Raw genomic sequence first — 21,565 nt, forward strand, 5'->3', positions numbered from 1 at the left:
TGTATAAGCCGGGGGGGGGAGTGGATCAGATCACCTTGGCCTCCTCGTGGAGCAGGCGGACGAGTTCGTCCATGTTCTCGGGATCGATGAGTTTTACGCTGCCTTTCTCCTCCGGCTTGTGGTAGGCGGCAATGCGGGTGGTGTCGGGGAAGTCGACGGGTTGAACCACCTCCAGGGGCTTGCGCTTCGCCATCATAATGCCCCGCATATTGGGAATGCGCTGCTCGGCCATGCCTTTGGCCGCACTCAGGGCCAGGGGGGTCTGGACTTCGATCACTTCCTCGCCGCCTTCGATGTCGCGGGTTACCGTGGCGGAGGTTCCGTCCACTTCGAGGTGGATGGCGTCGCCCACGTAGGGCAGGTCTAGGAACTCGGCCACCATGGCACCCACTTCCGAGCCGTTGTAGCTGATGGTTTCCTTGCCGAAGAGGATCAGGTCGTAATCCTTGCCGCGGGCGAATTCGGCGATCTGCCGGGCGGTGTAGAGACTGTCCTTTTCGTCGGAAACGTCGATGCGTACGGCGTCGTCGGCACCGATGGCCAGGCCCTTACGGATGATGGGGTCGTTGTCGGCGGGACCGACGTTGAGAATGGTGACGGTACCGCCGGCTGACTCCTTGAGTTCGAGGGCGCGTACCAGGGCGTACCATTCGTCGTAGGGGTTCATGATGTACTGTACGCCGGACCGGTCGATCTCGGTGCCGTCGGAAGTAAGCTGGATTTTGGTGGTGGTCTCGGGCGTCTTACTGACGCACACTAGCAATTTCATAGAATTGGTTTAAGGCAAATATAAAGTAGGCTTTCGCCTAACAGTGCGAGCCGCGAATTTTCGCCAATGGAACGGCCCGAACGTTCGGATGGTTTAGGGAACGGTTGGCTCGTTAACCAGGTGGGACGGCCGGTGGAGTCTGATCACGGCACCCGCGACCGCGCCCCCCAGCAGTATGCCCGCCGTGGCGTCCGTGACCCAGTGCCGGCCCGCTTTGACGCGCAAGAAAGCCGTAAAACCCGCCACGGCCACCGCGATCAGTCTACCGTAAGTAGCCAGGGGCCGATCGTAGGCTTCCAGCAGCGCAGCGAACAGGACGCCCCCCGCCGTAGCGTTGGCGGCGTGGCCCGACAGAAAAGCAGCGCGGTCCTTGCGCGAGAGTAAGCGCTCGGGGTGCCAGTTCGCATTGTAGATGTAGGGGCGCGGGCGGTTGGCGGTATTCTTGATGAGGCTGGTGAGGGCGAAAGTGAGCAGCATGGTCTGCAGCCAGAGCACGAGGATCAGGGGATAGTGTGGCCGGGTGCGTTGGTCGAAGGAAAGCAGAATCGGCAACACCGGACCGCCGAACAGCCCTACGTCGGCCAGGTTGCCCGCACGGTCGTCGCGAACCGTATACCCCAGGCGGTCGATGGGATTGATCTCGTGCCCCTGGTATTCGCCGGAGTACGGGGAGTACACCGGCTCAACGTCCCGGTAGTCCACCCAGAGGGCGGCCGCGATCAGTACGAGACCGGTGGAAATGAGGGCGTACTCACGGGGGGGATGAAGCTGAAAGGGCATGTCTACCCATAGAGCGCGGCGGGAACCCAAAAGTTTCGCCGGGCCGCCGCGGTAGTCGAGGATTTTCGCAGCTGGCTAGCCCAGGAGGATCAGCCGGATGTTTTGCAGGGCCGACCGGTCGGAAAAGCGGGGCAACAGGAACCTGTTGATCACCCGTACCTGCAACCAGGTCATGGCGATAGCCAGCATCAGGGTAAGGGGGTAGGCCGTAAAAAAGGATAGGTCCGCATACACCGTGCACCGTACCGCGGGGATGTGCCACAGGTAGATCCAGATGGAATGGTTGGAGACGAAAAAAATCATCCGCTGGAGCGATGGCCCCATGAGTGCCCACACCCGATCGCCCCATATCCACAGGGCTACCGACACCATCATGGCATACGACAGGTAGTAATAGGCCACCGGATATTTGTAAGACTGGGTGGGTACCAAAGCGCCCGTCCACAGTGCCAGTGCCATGGCCAGCAGCAGGAAGGTGCCAGCAAAAAAGTACCAGACGCGGCGCAGGGCCGGGCCGGGCAGTTGGACCAATCGCATGCCCAACAGGTACACCAGTCCGTACGGCAGCAGGTAATAGAGCGCAGACTCCGTGAATGCCGTGAAGACACCACCCCACGCGGCCTCGAACTGATTGTACCGGAGAAGATGATAACCAACGATTCCCGCCAACAGGAGCGCGAAGAACCGGGTATGCGATCGAATGCGGTGGTTGATCCGGTACAGAAAGGGGGCAATCAGGGCCACGAGCAAAAACACCCGGATAATCCAAAGATATTGGACGCGATCGGAGAGCAGGTAGCTCGCCTCGAGGTTGCCAGCGTCGAGGTAGGGGTGGCTCGGATTGACGAGGTAAAACAACAGGAACCACAGCGTAAGAAAGAGCCAGACCGGCGCCACGAGGCGTTTGATGCGTTTCCAGATGTAGTTCAGGTAAGACCCCCGGTTGCGGTGTGAAAGCTGCAAGGAGGCTCCGGAGACGAGTACCATGAGGGGGACATCGAAATTCCTGAGTTGGTGCAGCAGGGCGGGAGGCGACAGGTGGGCCGCCACGATCATGAACAGACCGATGGCCCGCAGGAGGTCGATTTTGTGTATTCTCATAGTGTTCTCGTCGCCAATAGGCGGCTTAAAAGGCAAGTAGCTGGCACTAAATGTAAGCCCGCCGCACCACACTGCCAAACACTATGTACCCGTCAAATCACTGGACAACCTGCCTGATGAGAACCCGGATCGCCTTAGCCGGCCTACCGGACCGTCCAACCGTTGCCAAAATCGCTGGGTGGGGACACGAACTGCAGGTTCCCTTCGCCGTCCTCGGCCATCAGGATCATGGCCTCGCTGGGTACGCCGGCCATCTTTCGGGGTGCGAGGTTGGATACTACTACCACCGCCCTGCCGGGGAGGTCAGCCGGATCGAAGTGCTTGGCAATGCCACTGACTACGCTCCGGGTTTCCCCGCCGCCCAGATCGATGGTGAGGTGGAGGAGTTTGTTGGACTTCTTGATGGCTTCGGCCGTCAGGATGGTAGCCGTCCGCAGGTCGAGTTTGCTGAAGTCGTCGAAGGTGATCTCGGGTTTTGTGGGGGGGAGGTCAGCTGTTATCTCCTTCGATTCCGGCGTTGCGGCGGCATCCCGCGTGGCGAGGGCGGCGGTGAGTTTGTCGCGCTGTCGCTGAATGATCTGCTGCAGGCTGTCGTCCTTGCGGTCGACGATCTTCGGGAACAGCACGCCGGCCTTTCCGATGACGTGTCCGGTCTCGATCAATGCCCTGCCGGCCGCCAGTTGGTCGCGCGCCAGGGCCCAGTCGCCGTTCTCAACGATCTCCTGCTTGAGGACGGTGCGCACCTTGGCACTGACCAGCGGCACAAAGGGGTGAGCGGTGAGGGCAAGCGCGGCGGCGATCTGCAGGCAGTCGAACATGACGGTGGCGATGCGGGGATCATCCGGATCGGTCTTGGCCAGCGACCAGGGTGCGGCCTCCTGCAGGTATGTGTTGCCGAAGGTGGCCAGTTCTACAAAAGTGGTGGCGGCGTCCTTGAAGCGGAAGGCTTCGATGTGGGTTGCCATCTGACCCAGCGACTCGGCGAGTTGGACTTGCACCTGCGACTCCGCCCAAATGGCTGTAGCAGGGACCTTTCCCCCGAAGAACTTGTGGGTGAGGACGGTGACGCGATTGAGGAAGTTGCCCAGCTTGTCGGCCAGGTCCTTGTCGTAGTATTCCGTGAAGCCGTCCCAGGTGAAGTCGGCATCCTGCTGTTCGGGCAGGTTGCGGATCAGGGCCCAGCGCAGGGCGTCTTCACCGTTGGGGAAGTCCTTGAACTCTTCGACGTACTCGTGGAGCTCAATGCCCCAGCCGCGCGACTTGCTGAATTTGTCGCCCTCGAAGTTAAGGAACTGGTTGGCGGGTACGTTCTTGGGCAGGACGTAATCGCCGTGCGCCCGCAGCATGGCGGGGAAGATGAGGCAATGGAAGACGATATTGTCCTTGCCGATGAAGTGGACCAGCTCCGTTTCCGGATTTTGCCAGTAGTCTTTCCAGTCGCGGCCGTGCTCCAGGCACCACTGCCGGGTACTGCTGATGTAGCCGATGGGGGCGTCGAACCAGACGTAAAGGACTTTCCCTTCGGCTTCGGGGTGCGGCACGCTGATGCCCCAGTCGAGGTCGCGGGTGATGGCGCGGGGCTGAAGACCTTCGTTGAGCCAGCTCATGCACTGGCCGATGACGTGTTTTTTCCAGCGGGAGGGGTCGTGCACCTGTTTTCCGTCGACGGTTCCTTCCTGGATCCAGGTCCGCAGGAAATCCTCGTGCTTGGCCAGGTCGAAGTACCAGTGCTTGGTTTCCCGGAGTTCGGGACGGGCACCGCTTAGGGTCGATACGGGATTGATCAACTCATTCGGGCTCAGGTCGCTGCCGCAGTTCTCGCACTGGTCGCCGTAGGCATCGGGGAAGCCGCAGCGGGGGCAGGTACCTTTTATATAGCGGTCGGCGAGGAACTGCTTGAACTCGGGATCGTAGAACTGTTCGGTGTTTCGAATGATGAACTCCCCGCCCTTACGGTCGAGGGTGCGGAAGAACTCCTGGCTCGTCTCATGGTGCAGCGGCGTGCTGGTGCGATGATAGTAGTCGAAGCTGATACCGAGGGCCGCGAAGCTGTCCTTATTAAGGGTATGATACTTGTCGATGATGTCGCGGGGCGTGATGCCTTCCTTCTTGGCACGCAGGGTGATGGCGGCGCCGTGCTCGTCGCTTCCGCAGACCCAGAGTACATCCTTGCCCATGAGCCGGAGGTAGCGGGCGTAGATGTCGGCGGGCAGGTAGGCACCGGCGAGGTGACCGAGGTGGAGGGGGCCGTTGGCGTATGGGAGGGCGGAGGTAAGCAGGTGAGGCATGGCGCAAAGTAAACGGACAATCGGGACTCGTGGCTCGTCCAGAAAAAAATTACCGTTTTCGGTTCGCCGTTGGCTGTTTTTTGATCACCTCCGTTAAAATGTTAACAAATAATATTTCCAAAATGGCCTAAAAGTCGGTTTTTGTGTTCGCTGCAACCGGTTACCCTGATGTGAACTTATCTTTTTCAACAAATGATGTGCCTACAATGAATTTTGGCTGCAACCCGCAATATGCCTTGATTCTGGCCGTTTTATAAGGGAATCGGGCTTACTGCAAATGTTACACTAAGCCCAATTGATTGCCGGTATTTTCCGGAATCAGACACTTATCACATCCCATGAACTTTTACTTTACCTTCCTTTTCTTCGTTTTGTCCTCCACGGCTTTTGCTCAGGGAGTGTGTACCATCAATCAGACCAATTCATCGCAGAGCCTGCAGACGGTTTGCACCCAGGGAGCCAATCCTGCCCTGGTCGACGGTGTGTTCACCGGTACGCTGGTTATCGACAACGTCACCTACGGCATTTCGGCGGCTGACCTGTCGGCGATCACCTTTGCCGGCGAAGTCATATTCCGGACAGAGTTCAAGTCTCACCTTAGCTTCGCTCAGGATCCAACGGTCGCCGAAGGAACGACCGTAACCGCCGAGTACGGGAAGCACGTTCATTCGAGCATCACCGCTTACCTGACCACTTACGAACCCAATCAGGCTGGTCGGGACTATGTCGACTTTGCCAACCGCATGATGTCGAACGCCACCGCACGTGTTGCACCGGGTGGCGGTGAGGCCATGCTCCCCATCACCTTGCTCGACTGGGACGCCAGGACCTTGGGCGACGAGGTGGAACTCCAATGGACCACCGGCCGGGAAATCGACAACGACTTTTTCACCGTCGAGCACAGCACGGATGGCGTACTCTTTGCTCCCCTGACCGACGTAAGCGGTGCGGGAACCAGCGACAACCAGCGCACCTATACCTACCGCCACACGGCGCCTGCTTCGGGCACCAACTTCTACCGCCTGGTGCAGCACGATATGGACGGTTCGGCCACCGTATACCCCGTAGTTACTGCCGACTACTACCAGCAGAGCGCCCGCGCCGCCGTATATCCTAACCCCGCGTCCGCCGGACAGGCCGTACGGTTCCCCGCCCCCAGCGTTCCGACCACCGCCAATCTCTATCACCTCGACGGTCGGCTGGTGGCCAGCGCTCCGGTAAGCATCGACATGAACGCCAGCCAACTCGCCCTGCCGGGCAACCTGCAGCCGGGTGTGTACATCCTGAAGGTGGGCAACCACAGCGAACGGCTGGTCGTGCGATAGTCTGGCACCCGCTCTCCGCAGCCAGCAGTTCCGCGCGAAAGAAATTCAAGCTCCCTCCTGACCGGAGGGAGCTTTTTTTGTGCCCAAAAAGTTCCTACCCGATGGTATGAATACAGTGAAAGTATTCCCTGTACCCCTCTTAACACTGTACCTCACGACCGGATAAACCGTTATAAATACAAGGATTAGATACTTTTTTCTTAAGCGAATTGATTGCTGGGATATCCCAGGATCCGACACTAGAAACTATTCATGAAACTCCTCTTCTCGCTTCTCCTGTCGGGGATCAGCTGCACCGTTCTGGCGCAGCCTGTCTGTCAGATTGTTTCCCAAAACATCAACCAAGATTTTTGCACCATCTGCTCATCGGGTCCGGACCCCGCGCTGGTAGATGGAGTATTTACCGGGACCCTGGAGGTTTACTCCACCTATACCATATCGGCCAGTTGCCTGAGTGGAATATACTTCGCAAGCAATTTCACCATATCTATGGATAAGGACACCGACCTCATCTTCGGTGAGGACCCGCAGGTGGCCGACGGCACCAGTGTAAGCATCACCGTAATGCAAAGTCCCCAGGGCGGATACATCCACGCGTTTGGCAAGAACTACGTACCCGTAAAAAATAACAATCCAGATAACTACGATGACCTGGCCGCGCTCATGTCCAGTGCCGCCAACAACCGGGCGGTCGTGCCGGAGCCCCAGGCGCTGCCCGTGACCCTGGTAAAATGGCAAGCGAGCGTAGCGGAAAACGCGGTCGCCCTTACCTGGCGCACCGCAGGGGAAAGTAGCAACGACTTCTTTATCGTTGAACACAGCGTCAATGGCCTGCACTTTTCGCCGCTGGCGGAACGATCAGGAGCAACCGACGGCGAAGCAACAATTGACTATACCTATCGGCACGCCACTCCTAGCCCGGGCACCAATTTCTACCGACTGGTGCAGTATGATCTGGACGGGTCGGCGACACTGTTTCCGGTCGTCTCCGCATACTTCCGGAATGACAGATCAGCTACGGCCATTTACCCGAACCCGGCCACTCCAGGAAATGCGATCCATATCACCGCTGATGATCAGTCGGCTCCCGTAGCCCTCTTTACCTTGAATGGGAGGAAAATTGCTGGTTTGGTGGTTGGATCCTCCACCGAATTGAGTCTGCCCCCTGATCTCCCCCCGGGGATGTACATATTACGGATCGGCACCCACAGTCAACGGCTGGCCGTACGCTAGTACGACCCCAACAAGAAAAGCCAAAAGGGCCTTTACGCGATGCGTAAAGGCCCTTTTGCTGTCCCATCCTGCCATTAACTCCGGGCCGGCAGCGGTAACCCTCGCCCCGCTGCTGCCTGGAGGTACGCATTGAGCTACCCTGCCCTTCCTGATTTCCCATGTCCGTGTGGTACCTGTCTCCTCGTCACCGCTTACGCCTTAACAACTGGGAACGCCGTCGACAACTACCCTTCACCCGGCCTTCTACGACCGAATAAAGGGCGATGGCGGACCGGAATACGTTATAACACACAATATTTTTGCGGTTGTACCACAGGGAAGGTAATTTTTATGCGGCTGTATTTCAACCATTTGCAATTAATGCTGGTGTGTACCCAGCCACCAGCAGCTGACCCGGGATCGGTCCTGCAAACATTTAACAAATGTGTGTATATGATGCCCCTTATTTTCGATAATGGAAAGAACTCGTTTTGATAAACGGTACTATCCACCTTTTCCACACTTGAACAACACACTCACCATGAAGCAATTTCTACTGCTTAGCTTAACTATTATGTGCACCACCGTTGGCTATGGGCAAAGTTGCACGTATGTCAAAAATTCCAGCAGCAACAGTTCCAACGCCCAATACTTTTGCCTGAAATGCCCCTCCTCATTCCCGGGAGGATCATTGACTGGCACCCTTACCGTAAACGATGGCGGCAAAAGCCAGGCAAAAGTTAACGTTCCTCAAGGCTGCGGGGAATTTGGCACTCTGACTATAGGTGCTTTAACCGTTGTTCTTGGCATCAATGATCGCCTGGAACTGGACTCGAACATTGTAGCGAATCCACAAGCTATCAATTTTAACCTCGATTTTGTACCTAATAATGAGCCGGGGGGGGGTAATACCGAGTTTATATACCGTAAAGTGTTATACTCAACCGCTGCCGGTCTCCCCAGCCTCGCCCAGGGTGAAGCCCAAGTCCGTGCCGATGCAGCTGCCCTACCCGTCTCCCTACTCTACTGGGAAGCCAATTCCACTACTGCCGGTGTAGACCTGAGCTGGGGTACGGTCCAGGAGGAGGACAACGATTTCTTCGCCGTAGAGCACAGCACCGACGGTCGGACCTTCGATCGGATCGCCCAAATCAGCGGAGCAGGCAACAGCGAGGCTAACCAGGAATACAACTTTCACCACGGATCCCCTGCACCGGGCCTGAACTACTACCGGCTGGTGCAGCAGGATTTTGATGGAACGGCCACCACTTTCGCAGTACTGACCACGGAATACCGCGGCAACCAGGCGGCCCTGGGTGCCTACCCCAATCCGGTGCGCGCCGGAGAGGTAGTGCGCTTCCCGCAACCCGCGGTGCCCACCATAGTGAATCTTTACCAGCCAGATGGTCGGCTTCTGCTTAGTCAGCCCGTAGGACCGCAGGAAGAAGCAAGACTGATGCTTCCCGCCGACCTGAAAGCCGGCATCTACCTCCTCCGCGTAGGCAAGGTGGTGGAGCGACTGCTGGTCAACTGACCCCCAAATTATACGACCGGGACCACCGCCGGCATGGCAAAATCAAAGGACGGGGGCAAAAAATTTGCAGAAAAGCACAATAATTTTGCCCCCGTCTGTTTTCCTATGTAAACGCGCATAAACAGCTGACAAGCAGCCGTTTCAGGTGTGTATTTTTGGTACGGCTCTGGTCTTTTCCCTCCTTTCTTAAGGAAGCAGTAGGATAAAGTGTGCACAAATGCCCCCTCTATCGCGCTACATTAGTAGCACGGTAGCTACCCCATCCTGTAGGGCACTATCGCATTTGTTACAACACTAAACAACACACCCCCATGAAGCAATTTCTACTGCTCTTCGTATGCCTATTGGCGTCATCTTCTTACATTTTTGCTCAGTCCTGTACTTACACCAGCACCAATTCCCAAGGGTTTTGCACTCCATGTTCGGGTACGTATTCCAATACAAATGGGTCATTAACTGGCGACATTTACATTAACATTCCTGGGACCGGGAATAACGCGAATAAAAAATTCTCATTTCCGACAAATTGTGGCGAAAGAACCTTGACTATTGGTGCCCTGAACTTAAGAGTTGGGGAAAGTGAAACGGTAACCATCTCCGACTTCAGTGGTAACATGCTGGTAGGTTTAACAGTAAATGAACAAGCAAAAGCTTTCACTCTGACCGGAGATGCCAATGACTCAAGGCTAATTTTCCGAGGAATCACCTTCAAGAAAAATGCACCAACTAACAATTTCAGAGATGCTGAGGCTGCTATCAGGGCTGAAGCCCAAGAGCTTCCGGTCAACCTCTACTATTGGGCTGCCCGCGTCGAAAGTGCCAAAGTAGCCTTGAAGTGGGCGACCACCTCAGAAACCGACAACGACTACTACATCATCGAGCACAGTACCGATGGTCGCAGCTTCACGGAGATAGCCCAAGTGGACGGAGAAGGATTCTCAGATGGAATCGTTGAGTACTCCTACGTGGACGCCAACCCTTCCGAAGGCTTGAACCTTTACCGCCTCAGTCAGGTGGACTTTGATGGCACGCGTACCGACTACCCCGTCCGCAGCGCCAGCATTGGAGAAAACACCAGCGCTTCCCTCACCGCCCTCTACCCCAACCCGGCCCGTGCCGGTCAGCGGGTAACCTTCCAGGCCCCTGCCAATGTGGATGAGGTAGTGCTGCACAGCATTACCGGTCGTGAGATCAAGCGCTCCGCCGCAACCATCGGCACCCTCGATCTGCCGGCCGCGCTGCCCGCCGGTATCTACGTACTGCGTGCCGGTGCCGTGAGCACCCGCCTATTAGTCCGCTAGGAAAGCAACCAACCTTTACCAATAAGCTACGAGCCCGCTGCAGTGATCCTGCCGCGGGCTCGTGGTTTTCGGGCAATACACCTTCCTATTTTCAGACCGTGCAGGCCAGAGAAAAAGGACAGTTGGTTATTCGCCGAGGCTTAAAGTAATGTTAAGAGTTGTGTATCGCGCCGCTCTAAACATTCGCAAAAACTCAAGCCACGCCTTCCCTGACCAACTTATCGGCATACTGACCGTCAGGCCGGGACAGGCCGGCAGATAACTTTTGCATTCGGGCGGACGTTTTTCGCTCAACCAACCTGCCCAGGTATGCTCAGAACAGCCCTGCTTTCGGAAGTGGCACTTATCGCCCTAATGGTCGGTACGACCGTCCCCCAACCACAACCCGATCCGGCGCTCTCGATGGAAGACGCCGGATTTTGTATTCAAGTGGAAGCTCCCGCGGAAGCAGTGAAGGAAACGCGCATCGTAGATACCCTGCCTCAGGCAGCCATCACTCCCCTGGCGCCCATATCAAAAGCGCCAGACCTCATCTTTCCGGTGGCTGGCCTCAGCACCGATGCCGTGATCAGCGTCTTTGGCGACAAGCGCGGAAAAGACCGGCTCCACCAGGGCATTGACGTTGAGGCACCCCGCGGAACGCCGGTAGTAGCCGTGGCCGACGGAGTGATCATCCGACTCCGCGAAGGCGGCAACGGCGGACGCCAGCTCTACCTGCGTGACAGGGCCGGCCGCGTGTACTACTACGCCCACCTCGACGATTGGTCGGTGGCAGAAGAGCAGTCGGTCAGCGCCGGAGAGATCCTGGGCACCGTAGGTAACACCGGTAACGCACAACATACCCTCCCCCACCTCCACTTCGAAATTATGCCGGGCAAGGGCAAGCGGGCCGTGGATCCTATGCCTTTTTGGGTTCGTCCTTAGGAGTGAATTTTCGGGTTTGCCTTTTTGCCTCGCTTTGCTCGGGGGGGGGTCAAGGGGCTAAGGGGTTAAGGGGCTAAGGCCGTCTTTCATCTGTCCCTTGCTTCGCTCGGGGGGGTTCAAGGGGCAATTGGGCTAAGGCCGTCTTTGCTCTGTCCCTCGCTTCGCTCGGGGGGGTGCGGCTCTGCGTTCCCCGGTATTATTTGCCTTTAGGGCTTCGCATACACCAAATGGCGACACCTACTAGCACACGAGCTCTGAGCGAAGGCAGGCATGGGGGGTAAACAATTCAATAATGCAAGGACTCACTTAATATTCTGTGTATATTTGACGCACAATAGATTATCATGCAGACCCGCTACGGCATCCACCCCAATCACTTTACCCGGCTGAATACTCAGGAGATACGGGATGAATTCCTGGCCGGGAATCTGATGCTGGAGGGACAAATAAACCTGCTCTACTCCCACTACGATCGCTTCATATTCGGAGGGGCCGTTCCTACCGATGCTCCCCTGGCGCTGGAGAACGACGATGACCTGCGCGCGGAGTACTTTCTGGAACGTCGCGAGCTCGGCATCCTGAATCTTGGTGGCGGCTCCGGCACGGTGACGGTGGATGGTACCGAGTACCCGATGGCTCGCTTCGACTGCCTATACGTCGGACGTGGCGCGCGCGAGGTTACCTTTGCCAGTGCCCGCTCCTCCTCCCCCGCCCGCTTCTACCTGAACAGCGCGCCGTCCCACGCCGAGCATCCGACCACCAAGTATACCCAACAGGACGCCAACCGCGTAGAACTCGGCAACGACGTCCACGCCAACAAGCGAGTGCTGTACCAGTACATCCACGAAAACGGCATCCAAAGCTCCCAGTTGGTAATGGGCTTCACCGAACTACTCACCGGCAATATCTGGAACACCTTCCCCCCCCACACCCACGAACGGCGGATGGAGGTATACCTGTATTTTGACGTCCCGGATGACGAACTGGTAATGCACTTCATGGGCAGGCCGCAGGAAACGCGCCACCTGGCCGTTCGCAACTTCGAGGCCGTTATCTCCCCGCCATGGTCCATCCACAGCGGTGCCGGCACGGCCAATTATCGCTTCGTCTGGGGAATGGCCGGTGAAAACCAGTCCTTCAGCGACATGGACGCCGCCGCCCTCGACGAGATCCGCTAACCAAATCCGCATCAACCCAAGACCATGACTTCATTTGACCTGAGCGGCAAAACGGCGGTGGTAAGCGGCTGCAAGCGCGGCATCGGCTACGCAATGGCCCTCGGGCTGGCGGAAGCGGGAGCCGACATCATCGGCGTTTCCGCTACTCTCGGCCCGGACTCGGCCATCGAGCGGGCCGTGAGGGCCACCGGACGCCGGTTTTCCTCCTACCAGTCCGACTTCGCCAAACGCGAAAGCCTCTATGCCTTCGTCAAGGCCGTAACAGCCGACCACGGGGTGCCCGACATCCTCGTCAATAACGCGGGCACCATTCTGCGGGCCCCCGCCGCGGAGCACAGCGATGCCTACTGGGACCGGGTAATCGAAATCAACCAGACCGCCCAGTTCATTCTCTCCCGGGAGTTCGGGCGCGGCATGGTGCAGCGCGGCAGCGGGAAGATCATTTTCACGGCCTCCCTGCTTACCTTCCAGGGGGGCATTACGGTCCCCGGCTACGCCGCTTCCAAGGGAGCCATTGGCCAGCTCACCATGGCACTCTCAAATGAGTGGGCCGGTCACGGCGTCCAGGTCAACGCTATCGCTCCGGGCTACATCCGCACCGATAATACCCAAGCCCTGCGGGACAACACCGAACGATCCCAAACCATTCTGGACCGAATTCCCGCCGGACGCTGGGGGGAGCCGGACGATTTCAAAGGACCGGCGGTCTTTCTGGCCAGCGCGGCATCCGATTACGTAAACGGAACCATCCTCGTGGTGGACGGCGGATGGATGGGACGTTGAATATCCGGGTCACACCCCAGACCAGCGCGGCAGCCCACACGGCCGACTGTGCCGTATTCGGCTTCTCGAAAGGCGAACTCCGGGTGCTCCTCGTGCAGCGGGCCGTGGAGCCCTTCTCCGGATATTGGGTGCTCCCCGGCGGGGCAATGGGCGACGAGGAACGACTGGAAGAAACTGCCCGCCGGGTGCTGCTCGAACTCGTGGGGGTACGCGACCTATACCTGCAACAGGTGGCCACCTACAGCGACCCCGTCCGCCACCCCGTCCGGCGGGTAGTGACTACCTCCTATTACGCCCTCGTCAAACCCGAAAACCACACCCCCATCGCGCGCGGCTACCTCAGCGAAGCGGCCTGGCACAAACTCACCGAGGTACCCGAACTGGGCTTCGACCACAACCGGCTCCTGCAAGACGCGCACCACCGCCTGATACAGCACCTGCGGGACCGCCCCCTGGCCTTCGACCTGTTGCCGGAACGCTTCACCCTGACCGAGGCCCAGAAGCTCTACGAAGGGATACTGGGTGAGTCCCTCGATCGACGCAACTTCCGCCGCAAGATTCTCGCCTACGATTTCCTGATCGAAACCAGTGAAAAACGGGCCGGCGTTAAAGGAGGACCTATACTTTACCGCCTGGACAGAAGCGCCCTGGAACGGGAAATGAATGGTTAGAAAATGTTATTCTTTGTGTAATGGCACCAAATTCCGTAGCCCGGAACTGTAATCCGATCTATTTTAGCATTGCTTAACGGCCCTTGATGGGTCAACTTCACTCACCCTTTCACACACGATATGAGACTGTTCACCACTACCCTCTTACTGGCATTGCTGTGCCTTGCTTCCTGCGGCCCCAAGGTCTACGAGGCCCCGAATATGGCTTCCGTGAGCCGCAGCCACCAGCTCATCGCCATCGTACCGCCCTCGGTGGCCATCAAGGGCCGGCCAAAGGACGACCAGGCCCAGCTAGAAGCCGCCGCCCGCGAGGATACCTACACCTTTCAGCGAGAAATCTACAGTTGGATGCTGCGCCGCAAGCAACAGGGCAAGATCCGCGGACTGGAGATCATGGACCCCGAGACCACCAACACCAAACTGGAGCGCGCCGGCTAAACCCTGGATGCCCGCACCCTCACCCCCGCCGAAATGGCCGCCGCCCTCGGCGTCGACGCGGTGATCACCACCCGCTTCAATATGAGCAAACCCATGAGCCAAGGTGCCGCGATCGCCCTCGGACTGCTCGTGGGCGTATCCGGAGCCACAAACGCCACCACCGTCAATATGGACATCCACGACGCAGAGGCGGGCATGATCTGGAACTACGACTGGGAAGCGAGCGGCGGCGTACTCAACAAGGCCGAAGACCTGGTGGAAATGCTGATGCGCAACGCCAGCAAGCGTATGCCCTACACGATCGGCTAAGCCCGGGCACCCCCCATCCGCACCGCAGACAAAAGAACGTTCAGCTGTAACGCTGAACGGTCTTTTTGTTTTCTCCTAGGGTTGGCACGTTCGGTGCGGATTTGGCTGAAAACCTGGTTGTCGCATTGGAATAGGGCGTAATTTAATCTATCCGTTACACCCAACTCACCGTCCAATGAAACCACTGCTTATCCTGCTGCTATTGGGGAGCCTGCTCCTTTTATCCTGCGGTCCGAAAGTATACGAGTCACCCAATATGACCTCCGTCACGAGCCAGCACCAGCTGATCGCGATCGCCCCACCTACGGTGGCCATCAAAGGCCGGCCCAAGGACGACCAGGCCCAGCTAGAAGCCGCCGCCCGCGAGGATACCTACACGTTTCAGCGCGAGATCTACAGCTGGATGCTGCGCCGCAAGCAACAGGGCAAGATCCGCGGCCTTGAGATTATGGACCCGGGAACCACCAACGCCAAACTGGAGCGCGCTGGCTACAGCATTGACAACCGCAACCTTACACCGGCCGAGATGGCCCGGGCACTCGGGGTCGACGCCGTCATCAATACCCGCTTCAATACCAGCAAACCGATGAGCCAGGGGGCCGCCATCGCCCTGGGCGTGCTGGCCGGGGTGTCCGGGACCACCAACGCCACTACCGTAAATATGGACCTCCACGATGCGGAAGCGGGCATGATCTGGAATTACGATTGGGAGGCCAGTGGCGGAATTTTCAATAAGCCCGAGGACCTGATCGAAGACCTCATGCGCAACGCCAGCAAGCGCATGCCCTACGCAACTTACTGAGTTTCCGGCTTTTTAATTGGGTGAGGTGCAGGCAGTTGCAAAAGGCACTACCTTTGCGCGCCAAAAGTACCCGCCGCGCCGTGAAGCCCTTTTATCTTGCCCTTGCGCTCCTGTTGTCGCTACCCTTCCAAGCCCAGGATCGTGGTCCGGGAGATGATCGCGTCTTTGGCCCCGCCACGGGGGAGACCGTCATTCGTATCGATCTTTCGGTGCTCGACGATGCCGTCCAGGAGGTCAGGAAAACCGGCCTTCGCCCCCGCCCGACCGACGCCGATACCGCGGTGCAGTCGCGAGCAGGGAGTGTACCCTCCCCCGACACCGTAGCCATTCACACCGTTCAGGGGAGTGGTGCAACGAGTCCGCTCACCGGCACGAAGGTCACGGTCCAGGGTATCGTCACCGGCGATTTTCAAGATGGCCTGCGCGGGTTCTACCTGCAGGAGGAGGACGAGGACGCGGATGTGGACACGCTGACTTCCGAAGGCATTTTCGTCTTTGCCGGGTCGCCAGACGTTGAGGTCGGCGACCGTGTTACGGTTACCGCCGAGGTGGAAGAATACTTCGGGCAGACCCAGCTCCGGGGCGCGGACGCGGGTGCCACGATCACCGTGGAAAGCCAGGGTTTGCGGTTGCCGCAGTCCACCCCGCTCACCCTGCCCCGTACCGGTCCGGCACTCGAAGCCCTGGAGGGCATGCGCGTCGACCTGAATAATGTGGTGATGACCCGCGTCGATAACCTTGATCGATTCGGGGAAGTGGAAGTGACCTCGGGTGAACGGCTGGCGCAGTTCACGGAATGCAACTTGCCCGATTCCGTCGCTTACCGGGCCTACCTGGACAGCCTCGCCAACGATGTGTTGGTGGTCGACGACGGACGGGGCGGTACGAACCTTAGCCCGGTGCGGTTACCCGACGGTTCAACCCTGACTACGGCCACCGGACTGCGGGCGGGGCAAACGATCGAGGGGCTGACCGGTATCCTCGGGTACGGATTCGACCGCTACCGCCTGCAGCCCACCGAATACGGCACGGTGACCCTGAGCGGCAACCCACGGCCGACCGCCGCTCCGGAAGTCGGGGGCGAGATCCGAGTCGTAAGCGCCAACGTGCTCAATTACTTCACCACCCTGCAGCAGCGGGGGGCCGACACGGAAAGCGAACTGCTGCGGCAGGAGGCCAAGATTGTCGCCGCCCTCTGTACCCTCGACGCCGACATCCTTGGACTGATTGAAATTGAAAACAACGACAATGTTGCCCTGCGACGACTGGTGGACGCCCTGAATGCCTCGTGCGATCGCCAGTACGACCTCGTCCGCTCGCCCGATACCGGCGACGACGACATTACCGTGGCCCTGGTATACCGCGGCGATCGCCTGACCGAATCCGGTACCGCTGCGGCACTCTCGACGCCCGAATCCCTCTTCCGGGGCCGCGGCTCCAATCGGGTACCCCTCGCGCAGACCTTCCGCGTCATCGACTCCGCCAGCAGCAACCTCGACCGGGAAGTGACCGTAGTGGTGAATCATTTCAAGAGCAAGGGCAGTGCCTGCGGCAGTGGCGACGATGACGCCAATGGAGCGGGCAATTGCAACGGCACCCGCACCGCCGCGGCCCGCGCGATCGTGGACTGGCTGGCTACTTACCCTACCGGCGTGCAAGAAGACAACATCCTGGTGGTCGGCGACCTGAACAGCTACCGCCTGGAAGCGCCCATCGAAGTTTTCCGCGCGGCGGGCTACGTAAATACCCGCACTACCGATAACGATCAATTTCCCTGCGGCGGAGGCCCGCCGTCTTACGTCTTCGGAGGTCAGTGGGGCAGCCTGGACTACGCCCTGGCCAGTCCGTCACTGGCGGCACACGTTACCGGTGCCACCGCCTGGACCGTCAATGCGCCAGAGCCCGACGTGCTGGACTATAACCAGGAAGGTGCCGGTAACGCCCTCTACGCACCCGACTTTTACCGCTTCAGCGACCACGACCCCATCGTGGTGGGCCTCGACCTGAGCGCGGAGGCGAATGGCATAGCCCCTTCCGGCACCGCATCGGCTTCCGTGACCCTGCAAAGGATCGACGTTGCGACCTATGTCCTCGAAGGCATTACCCGCCCCGGGAGCTACCTGCTCACCAATTCCGCCGGTCAGTTGATGGCGTCGGGGAGCGCACCGGCCGGGGGAACCGCGCGGGTTAGCGTGGCCGGCTTCCCCACCGGGGTGTACTTCCTGGTGCTGCGCCAGGAGGGCAGCGAGGCGCTCACTTTCAAGGTGATTGTGCCTTAAAGGTAGAATTCACACTGGCGTAACCTCCATCCGTTCCCGTCCGCTTACCTTCGTTTAGCGCCGAGAACTTCAGTGCCATACGCGATGCAGCGGCCAGTACGATCACCGAATGGCCGACCACTAATCCTACCGGCGTGAACGCAGAGGACATGCTCATCGGCGACCTCAAGGCCTGCCGAATACGCAAGCATTTAGCCTTTACAGCCAACTAGATAACCATGCCTTCCAAACAGCAAGAGGGAGGCGCCCCTTTGGTTTCACCCATCTACCGAGCTGCCCAACCGAACGTCGACCTTCCCTTCACGATCGCCGCGGACAATGGTCAGCTTGACCACCTGACCCGGCTCGTACTTTTCCAGTTCGAGGTACAAGTCTGAGGTAGTGCGAATCGGACTACCATTGATGGCTACGAGCACATCGCCCAGAATCAGGCTCCCACGTGCATCGCGACTCAGGCCCTGAATGCCGGCCGCCTGCGCCCCGCCGCCCGGATCCACGGTGACGACAATGAGGCCATTGATGCGGCCGTACTGCCGCAAATCTGCGCCGAGGACCGGACGGCGCACTTCCCCGTAGCGGATGACGTCATCGACCACGTAGCGGACAATGTCTACGGGGATGGAGAAGCCGATGCCCGCCGAGGCCCCCGAAGGACTGTAGATGCTGGTGTTTACGCCGATCAACTCGCCGGAACTGTTGAGGAGCGGTCCGCCGGAATTGCCCGGATTGATGGCGGCGTCGGTCTGGATGGCCCCCTTGATGGGCACTCCGGCCTGGCTGCGGATTTCGCGGTCGAGGGCGGAGACGACTCCCGTGGTGAGGGTCTGATCGAGGCCGAAGGGGTTACCGATGGCGTAGACCGACTGTCCGACACGAATATTTTGGCTGCTGCCGACGCGGATGGGTTGCAGTTCTGCGGCCGGCGCATCGATCTTCAGGACGGCGAGGTCCTTCTCGCGTTCGAAGCCCACAACGCGGGCATTGTAGGTCTTTCCGTTACTGAGGGTGACGGCGATGGAGCTGGTATTGGCCCCGTTGATCACGTGGAAGTTGGTGATGACGTGTCCCTCACGGTCCCACAGGAAACCCGATCCGGAGCCGCTCTCCACCTCGCCGTAGCTCCAGAACGAGCGACGCATGGCCTTGGTGGTGATAAAGCAAACGGCCGGGGATGCCTCCTCAAAAAGGCGAATGGTGCGTTCTTCTTCCGGAGTGGAAGCCAGGGTAACGTCGGCCGGTGTTACCCGCTCTCCGGCACTGGCCCTATCGGGTGCCGGCCGGTGGGCGACCACGTTCAGCAGGGCCGGCGGGGCCGCCGTTTCCGCGGGAAAGAAGTAGCGCCCGGCGGCAAAGGCGGCCACTACGATAAGGAAGGAGAGCAGAAAATTTTTCACGTGTCGTCCGGTTATTCGCAACTACAACGCAAAAATATAAGGTGGTATGCTTAACAAACCGTTAGAATAGACACCAAAAAAGCGCCCCTTCCACGGCGGGAAGGGGCGCTTGGTGAAGGTTGCCGGGCCATAACAATGGTGCGAGTGCAGTCTATGACCCTCATGTCGGCGCGACTTAAGCTGATGGCCTCCGTATCGGTGATGTAACCAAAAAGATGCACGCGAGAACGTCAATAGCAGAAAGTTTTCACCGTGTTTCCTTCGTGTAGTTCGCACAACCTACAGGTCCACGCCCAGGCTCAGCATGAAATTCCTTCCCGCCTGGGGGTACATTCCCTGCAGGGTGGTCGCTTGTCCGTCGAACCGGTAGCGGTAGCCCCAGCCGTTGCTGCTGTAGAGTTGGTCGGTGAGGTTGCGCAGCATCAAGGTCAGGCGGTACCGTTCTCGGAGGGTGTACCCCAGGCGGAGGTCGGTGTAGTAAAAGCCGTCGAGTTTGCTCTCTTCGGCGCCGCTGTTATCCACGTAGCGGGCTCCGACGTACTTCGTTTGCAGGGCGGCCGAGAAGCCGTGTTGCCGCACGGTGCGATCGTAGCCCAGCTCCAGTGCGCCGGTGAGATCCGGACTGAAGGCCAGGGGAGTATTTTCACGTACTGCTTCGAACTGTCCGAGGTACGCAAAGTCACCGTCGTAGTCGTCCAGCACCTCCGTGAAGCGTCCCACCCGGTTGCGGCTTACGGTCAGGTTGCCGCCGAGGGTGAAGTGCCGGGCGAGTTGCAAGCCGCCCTGTAACTCGAGGCCCAGCCGATAGCTCTCCGGTACGTTGGTGCGGATGTACTCCCCCACGTCGTTCAGTGCGCCCGTCAGCACCAGCTGATCGCGGTACGCCATATGGTAAAGGTTGATGCCGTAATTGCTGTTTGGGGTACCGCGGCTGTACCCGATCTCAGTATTGAACAACTTTTCGGGTACCGGCCGGGTGGCGGCGGGGTTGTCCACGAAGTCGTTGCGGTTGGGCTCCCGCTGGGCCACGCCGAAGCTGCCGTAAAGCCGGGTGCCGCGGGCGGGCTGGTAGACGAGCCCGGCTTTCGGGTTGAAGAAGGTGTGGCCCGCCCGTTGTTCCAGTTCGCTGAAGTTTTCGTCCGGACCGAGAAATTCGTAGTTCACGTGCCGTACCTGTCCGTCGAGGTAGGCGCTCAGGGCGTCGGTCAGGCCGTAGTTGGCGCGCAGGTAATTGCTGAAGTCCCGCTTGGTGGCATCGTTGGCGTAGTAGCGGTCACGGATCTCGGAGTCACCGGCGAAGCGCGCCCAGATTACCTCCCCGTAGTGGTCGCCGAGGTACTCGTTGGCCGATCCGCCAAAAGTGAGGTCCCAGCGATCCTGCCGGTAGCGCAGGCTGTAGACCGTACCGTAGAAGTGATTGTCGAGCCAGCGCCGGCGGATAAGGTCGCTTTCGTCCACCGCCGCGGAGATACCGTAATCGGCCAGGCTTTCGTCCGCCTTATACTGCTCGAAATACCCCAGTCCCCGGGTGTAGTGGCCGCTCACACTCAGGTCGTAGCGGTCGCTGAGGCGGTTGTTGTAGTGCAGTTGGTAGTGGTTCTGGCGGTAGTTATCGACCTCGTTGTCGTAGGGCTCACCCTCCTTTTCGGTGCCCACGGAATTATAGGTACGGCCGTAGGTATCGATCTCGTCCTGCGTCACGCCGTTCCAGCTCTGGTAGGTCACCTCGTGTCCGCCGAAGGCCACGAAACTGATGAGGGCCGTGCCGGCCTCCTTGCTCACCGCGGCGTAGTAGCCGTCGAGGTCGGCGCGGGCACGGTCGACGTAGCCGTCGGAGTGGATCTTGCTGTAGCGGGCCGCCACCCGGAAGCCATTCTCGGTCTGGCCCCGGTAGTTCACCACTCCGCGGCGGGTGCCGAAGCTGCCCACTCCGCCGTCGAGTTGCAGGCCCGGTTCGGCGTCATCGCCCAGGGTACTGAAGTTGATGGTGGCCCCGAAGGCCCCGGCGCCGTTGGTACTGGTACCCACGCCCCGTTGGATCTGGATCAGGTCGGCCGAGGAACTGAAATCGGGCAGGTTGACCCAGTACACGCCCTGGCTTTCGGAGTCGTTGTAGGGTATACCGTTGATGGTCACATTGGTGCGGGTGGGGTCGCTGCCGCGGATCCAGATGCCCGTGTAGCCGATGCCCGTTCCGGCGTCGGAATTGACGACCACCGAGGGGGTCCACTTGAGCAGGTAGGGCGCGTCCTGACCGAGGTTGCGCACGGCGATGTCCTTTCGGGTCAGGTTAACGAAGGTGACCGGCGTTTCGGCGCGCGCGGCCGTGGCCGTTACCGTGATCGGGTAATCGAATTCGTAGACACTCGCTATGGTGTCGACGGCTCGCTGGGCGGTAAGCAATGGGAGAAAGAAGAGGCCCGACAGGGCGCTCAGCAACAGACGCTTCATGCGTAATGGTTTTTCCCTTCCCGGCA

General features: G+C 59.2%; 18 protein-coding genes. 12 read left to right on the plus strand and 6 right to left on the minus strand.

Annotated elements, in window-relative coordinates; translation table 11 throughout:
* Positions 1 to 25: 25 nt before the first annotated feature.
* From E4021_RS06750 to metG, 4 genes are all read right to left on the minus strand, one after another.
* Complete coding sequence (locus tag E4021_RS06750) at positions 26 to 769, minus strand: electron transfer flavoprotein subunit beta/FixA family protein (protein WP_136457684.1); 744 nt, start codon at positions 767 to 769, stop codon at positions 26 to 28.
* Positions 770 to 862: 93 nt separating this feature from the next.
* Entirely contained in the window at positions 863 to 1,549 is a 687-nt protein-coding gene (locus E4021_RS06755; RefSeq protein WP_168797492.1) for a phosphatase PAP2 family protein, read from the minus strand.
* Positions 1,550 to 1,624: 75 nt separating this feature from the next.
* On the minus strand, positions 1,625 to 2,650 hold the full coding sequence (locus tag E4021_RS06760) for an acyltransferase family protein (RefSeq protein WP_136457688.1): 1,026 nt from the start codon (positions 2,648 to 2,650) through the stop codon (positions 1,625 to 1,627).
* A gap of 143 nt (positions 2,651 to 2,793) precedes the next feature.
* Positions 2,794 to 4,938 (minus strand): methionine--tRNA ligase, encoded by a 2,145-nt coding sequence (gene metG, locus E4021_RS06765; protein ID WP_136457690.1) that lies wholly within the window; start codon positions 4,936 to 4,938, stop codon positions 2,794 to 2,796.
* A 338-nt stretch (positions 4,939 to 5,276) separates the two neighbouring features.
* Here metG and E4021_RS06770 point away from each other — a divergent pair, with 338 nt between their 5' ends.
* The 12 genes from E4021_RS06770 to E4021_RS06825 all read left to right on the plus strand — a co-directional run bounded on the left by E4021_RS06770 (position 5,277) and on the right by E4021_RS06825 (position 17,694).
* Positions 5,277 to 6,263 (plus strand): T9SS type A sorting domain-containing protein, encoded by a 987-nt coding sequence (locus E4021_RS06770; protein WP_136457692.1) that lies wholly within the window; start codon positions 5,277 to 5,279, stop codon positions 6,261 to 6,263.
* Positions 6,264 to 6,515: 252 nt separating this feature from the next.
* Positions 6,516 to 7,496: a T9SS type A sorting domain-containing protein gene (locus E4021_RS06775; protein ID WP_136457694.1), complete on the plus strand. Its 981-nt coding sequence runs from the start codon at positions 6,516 to 6,518 to the stop codon at positions 7,494 to 7,496.
* Positions 7,497 to 8,406: 910 nt separating this feature from the next.
* Positions 8,407 to 9,009 (plus strand): T9SS type A sorting domain-containing protein, encoded by a 603-nt coding sequence (locus tag E4021_RS06780; protein ID WP_136457695.1) that lies wholly within the window; start codon positions 8,407 to 8,409, stop codon positions 9,007 to 9,009.
* A gap of 830 nt (positions 9,010 to 9,839) precedes the next feature.
* Positions 9,840 to 10,310, plus strand: a complete 471-nt coding sequence (locus E4021_RS18025; protein ID WP_168797493.1) for a T9SS type A sorting domain-containing protein — start codon at positions 9,840 to 9,842, stop codon at positions 10,308 to 10,310.
* A 309-nt stretch (positions 10,311 to 10,619) separates the two neighbouring features.
* On the plus strand, positions 10,620 to 11,234 hold the full coding sequence (locus E4021_RS06790; RefSeq protein ID WP_136457699.1) for a M23 family metallopeptidase: 615 nt from the start codon (positions 10,620 to 10,622) through the stop codon (positions 11,232 to 11,234).
* A gap of 344 nt (positions 11,235 to 11,578) precedes the next feature.
* Positions 11,579 to 12,412 (plus strand): 5-dehydro-4-deoxy-D-glucuronate isomerase, encoded by an 834-nt coding sequence (gene kduI / locus E4021_RS06795; protein ID WP_136457701.1) that lies wholly within the window; start codon positions 11,579 to 11,581, stop codon positions 12,410 to 12,412.
* A 24-nt stretch (positions 12,413 to 12,436) separates the two neighbouring features.
* Positions 12,437 to 13,195 (plus strand): SDR family oxidoreductase, encoded by a 759-nt coding sequence (locus tag E4021_RS06800; protein WP_136457703.1) that lies wholly within the window; start codon positions 12,437 to 12,439, stop codon positions 13,193 to 13,195.
* Positions 13,192 to 13,866: an NUDIX hydrolase gene (locus E4021_RS06805; protein WP_168797494.1), complete on the plus strand. Its 675-nt coding sequence runs from the start codon at positions 13,192 to 13,194 to the stop codon at positions 13,864 to 13,866. The genes E4021_RS06800 and E4021_RS06805 overlap by 4 nt, the downstream gene beginning before the upstream one ends.
* 120 nt (positions 13,867 to 13,986) lie before the next feature.
* On the plus strand, positions 13,987 to 14,304 hold the full coding sequence (locus E4021_RS06810; RefSeq protein ID WP_136457707.1) for a hypothetical protein: 318 nt from the start codon (positions 13,987 to 13,989) through the stop codon (positions 14,302 to 14,304).
* 33 nt (positions 14,305 to 14,337) lie between these two features.
* Positions 14,338 to 14,613, plus strand: a complete 276-nt coding sequence (locus tag E4021_RS06815; RefSeq protein WP_136457709.1) for a hypothetical protein — start codon at positions 14,338 to 14,340, stop codon at positions 14,611 to 14,613.
* A gap of 175 nt (positions 14,614 to 14,788) precedes the next feature.
* Positions 14,789 to 15,415 carry a hypothetical protein gene (locus E4021_RS06820; RefSeq protein WP_136457711.1) on the plus strand — a complete coding sequence of 209 codons (627 nt, stop codon included), beginning with the start codon at positions 14,789 to 14,791 and terminating at the stop codon, positions 15,413 to 15,415.
* 80 nt (positions 15,416 to 15,495) lie between these two features.
* Positions 15,496 to 17,694, plus strand: a complete 2,199-nt coding sequence (locus E4021_RS06825) for an ExeM/NucH family extracellular endonuclease (protein WP_168797495.1) — start codon at positions 15,496 to 15,498, stop codon at positions 17,692 to 17,694.
* Between the two features lie 257 nt (positions 17,695 to 17,951).
* Here E4021_RS06825 and E4021_RS06830 read toward each other — a convergent pair whose 3' ends face one another.
* Both E4021_RS06830 and E4021_RS06835 read right to left on the minus strand, forming a co-directional pair.
* Positions 17,952 to 19,088 carry a S1C family serine protease gene (locus E4021_RS06830; RefSeq protein WP_136457714.1) on the minus strand — a complete coding sequence of 379 codons (1,137 nt, stop codon included), beginning with the start codon at positions 19,086 to 19,088 and terminating at the stop codon, positions 17,952 to 17,954.
* A gap of 279 nt (positions 19,089 to 19,367) precedes the next feature.
* Complete coding sequence (locus E4021_RS06835) at positions 19,368 to 21,539, minus strand: TonB-dependent receptor (RefSeq protein ID WP_168797496.1); 2,172 nt, start codon at positions 21,537 to 21,539, stop codon at positions 19,368 to 19,370.
* Positions 21,540 to 21,565 lie beyond the last annotated feature (26 nt).

The sequence above is a fragment of the Neolewinella litorea genome (assembly GCF_004803465.1).
In the GTDB taxonomy this organism is placed as follows: Bacteria; Bacteroidota; Bacteroidia; order Chitinophagales; family Saprospiraceae; genus Neolewinella; species Neolewinella litorea.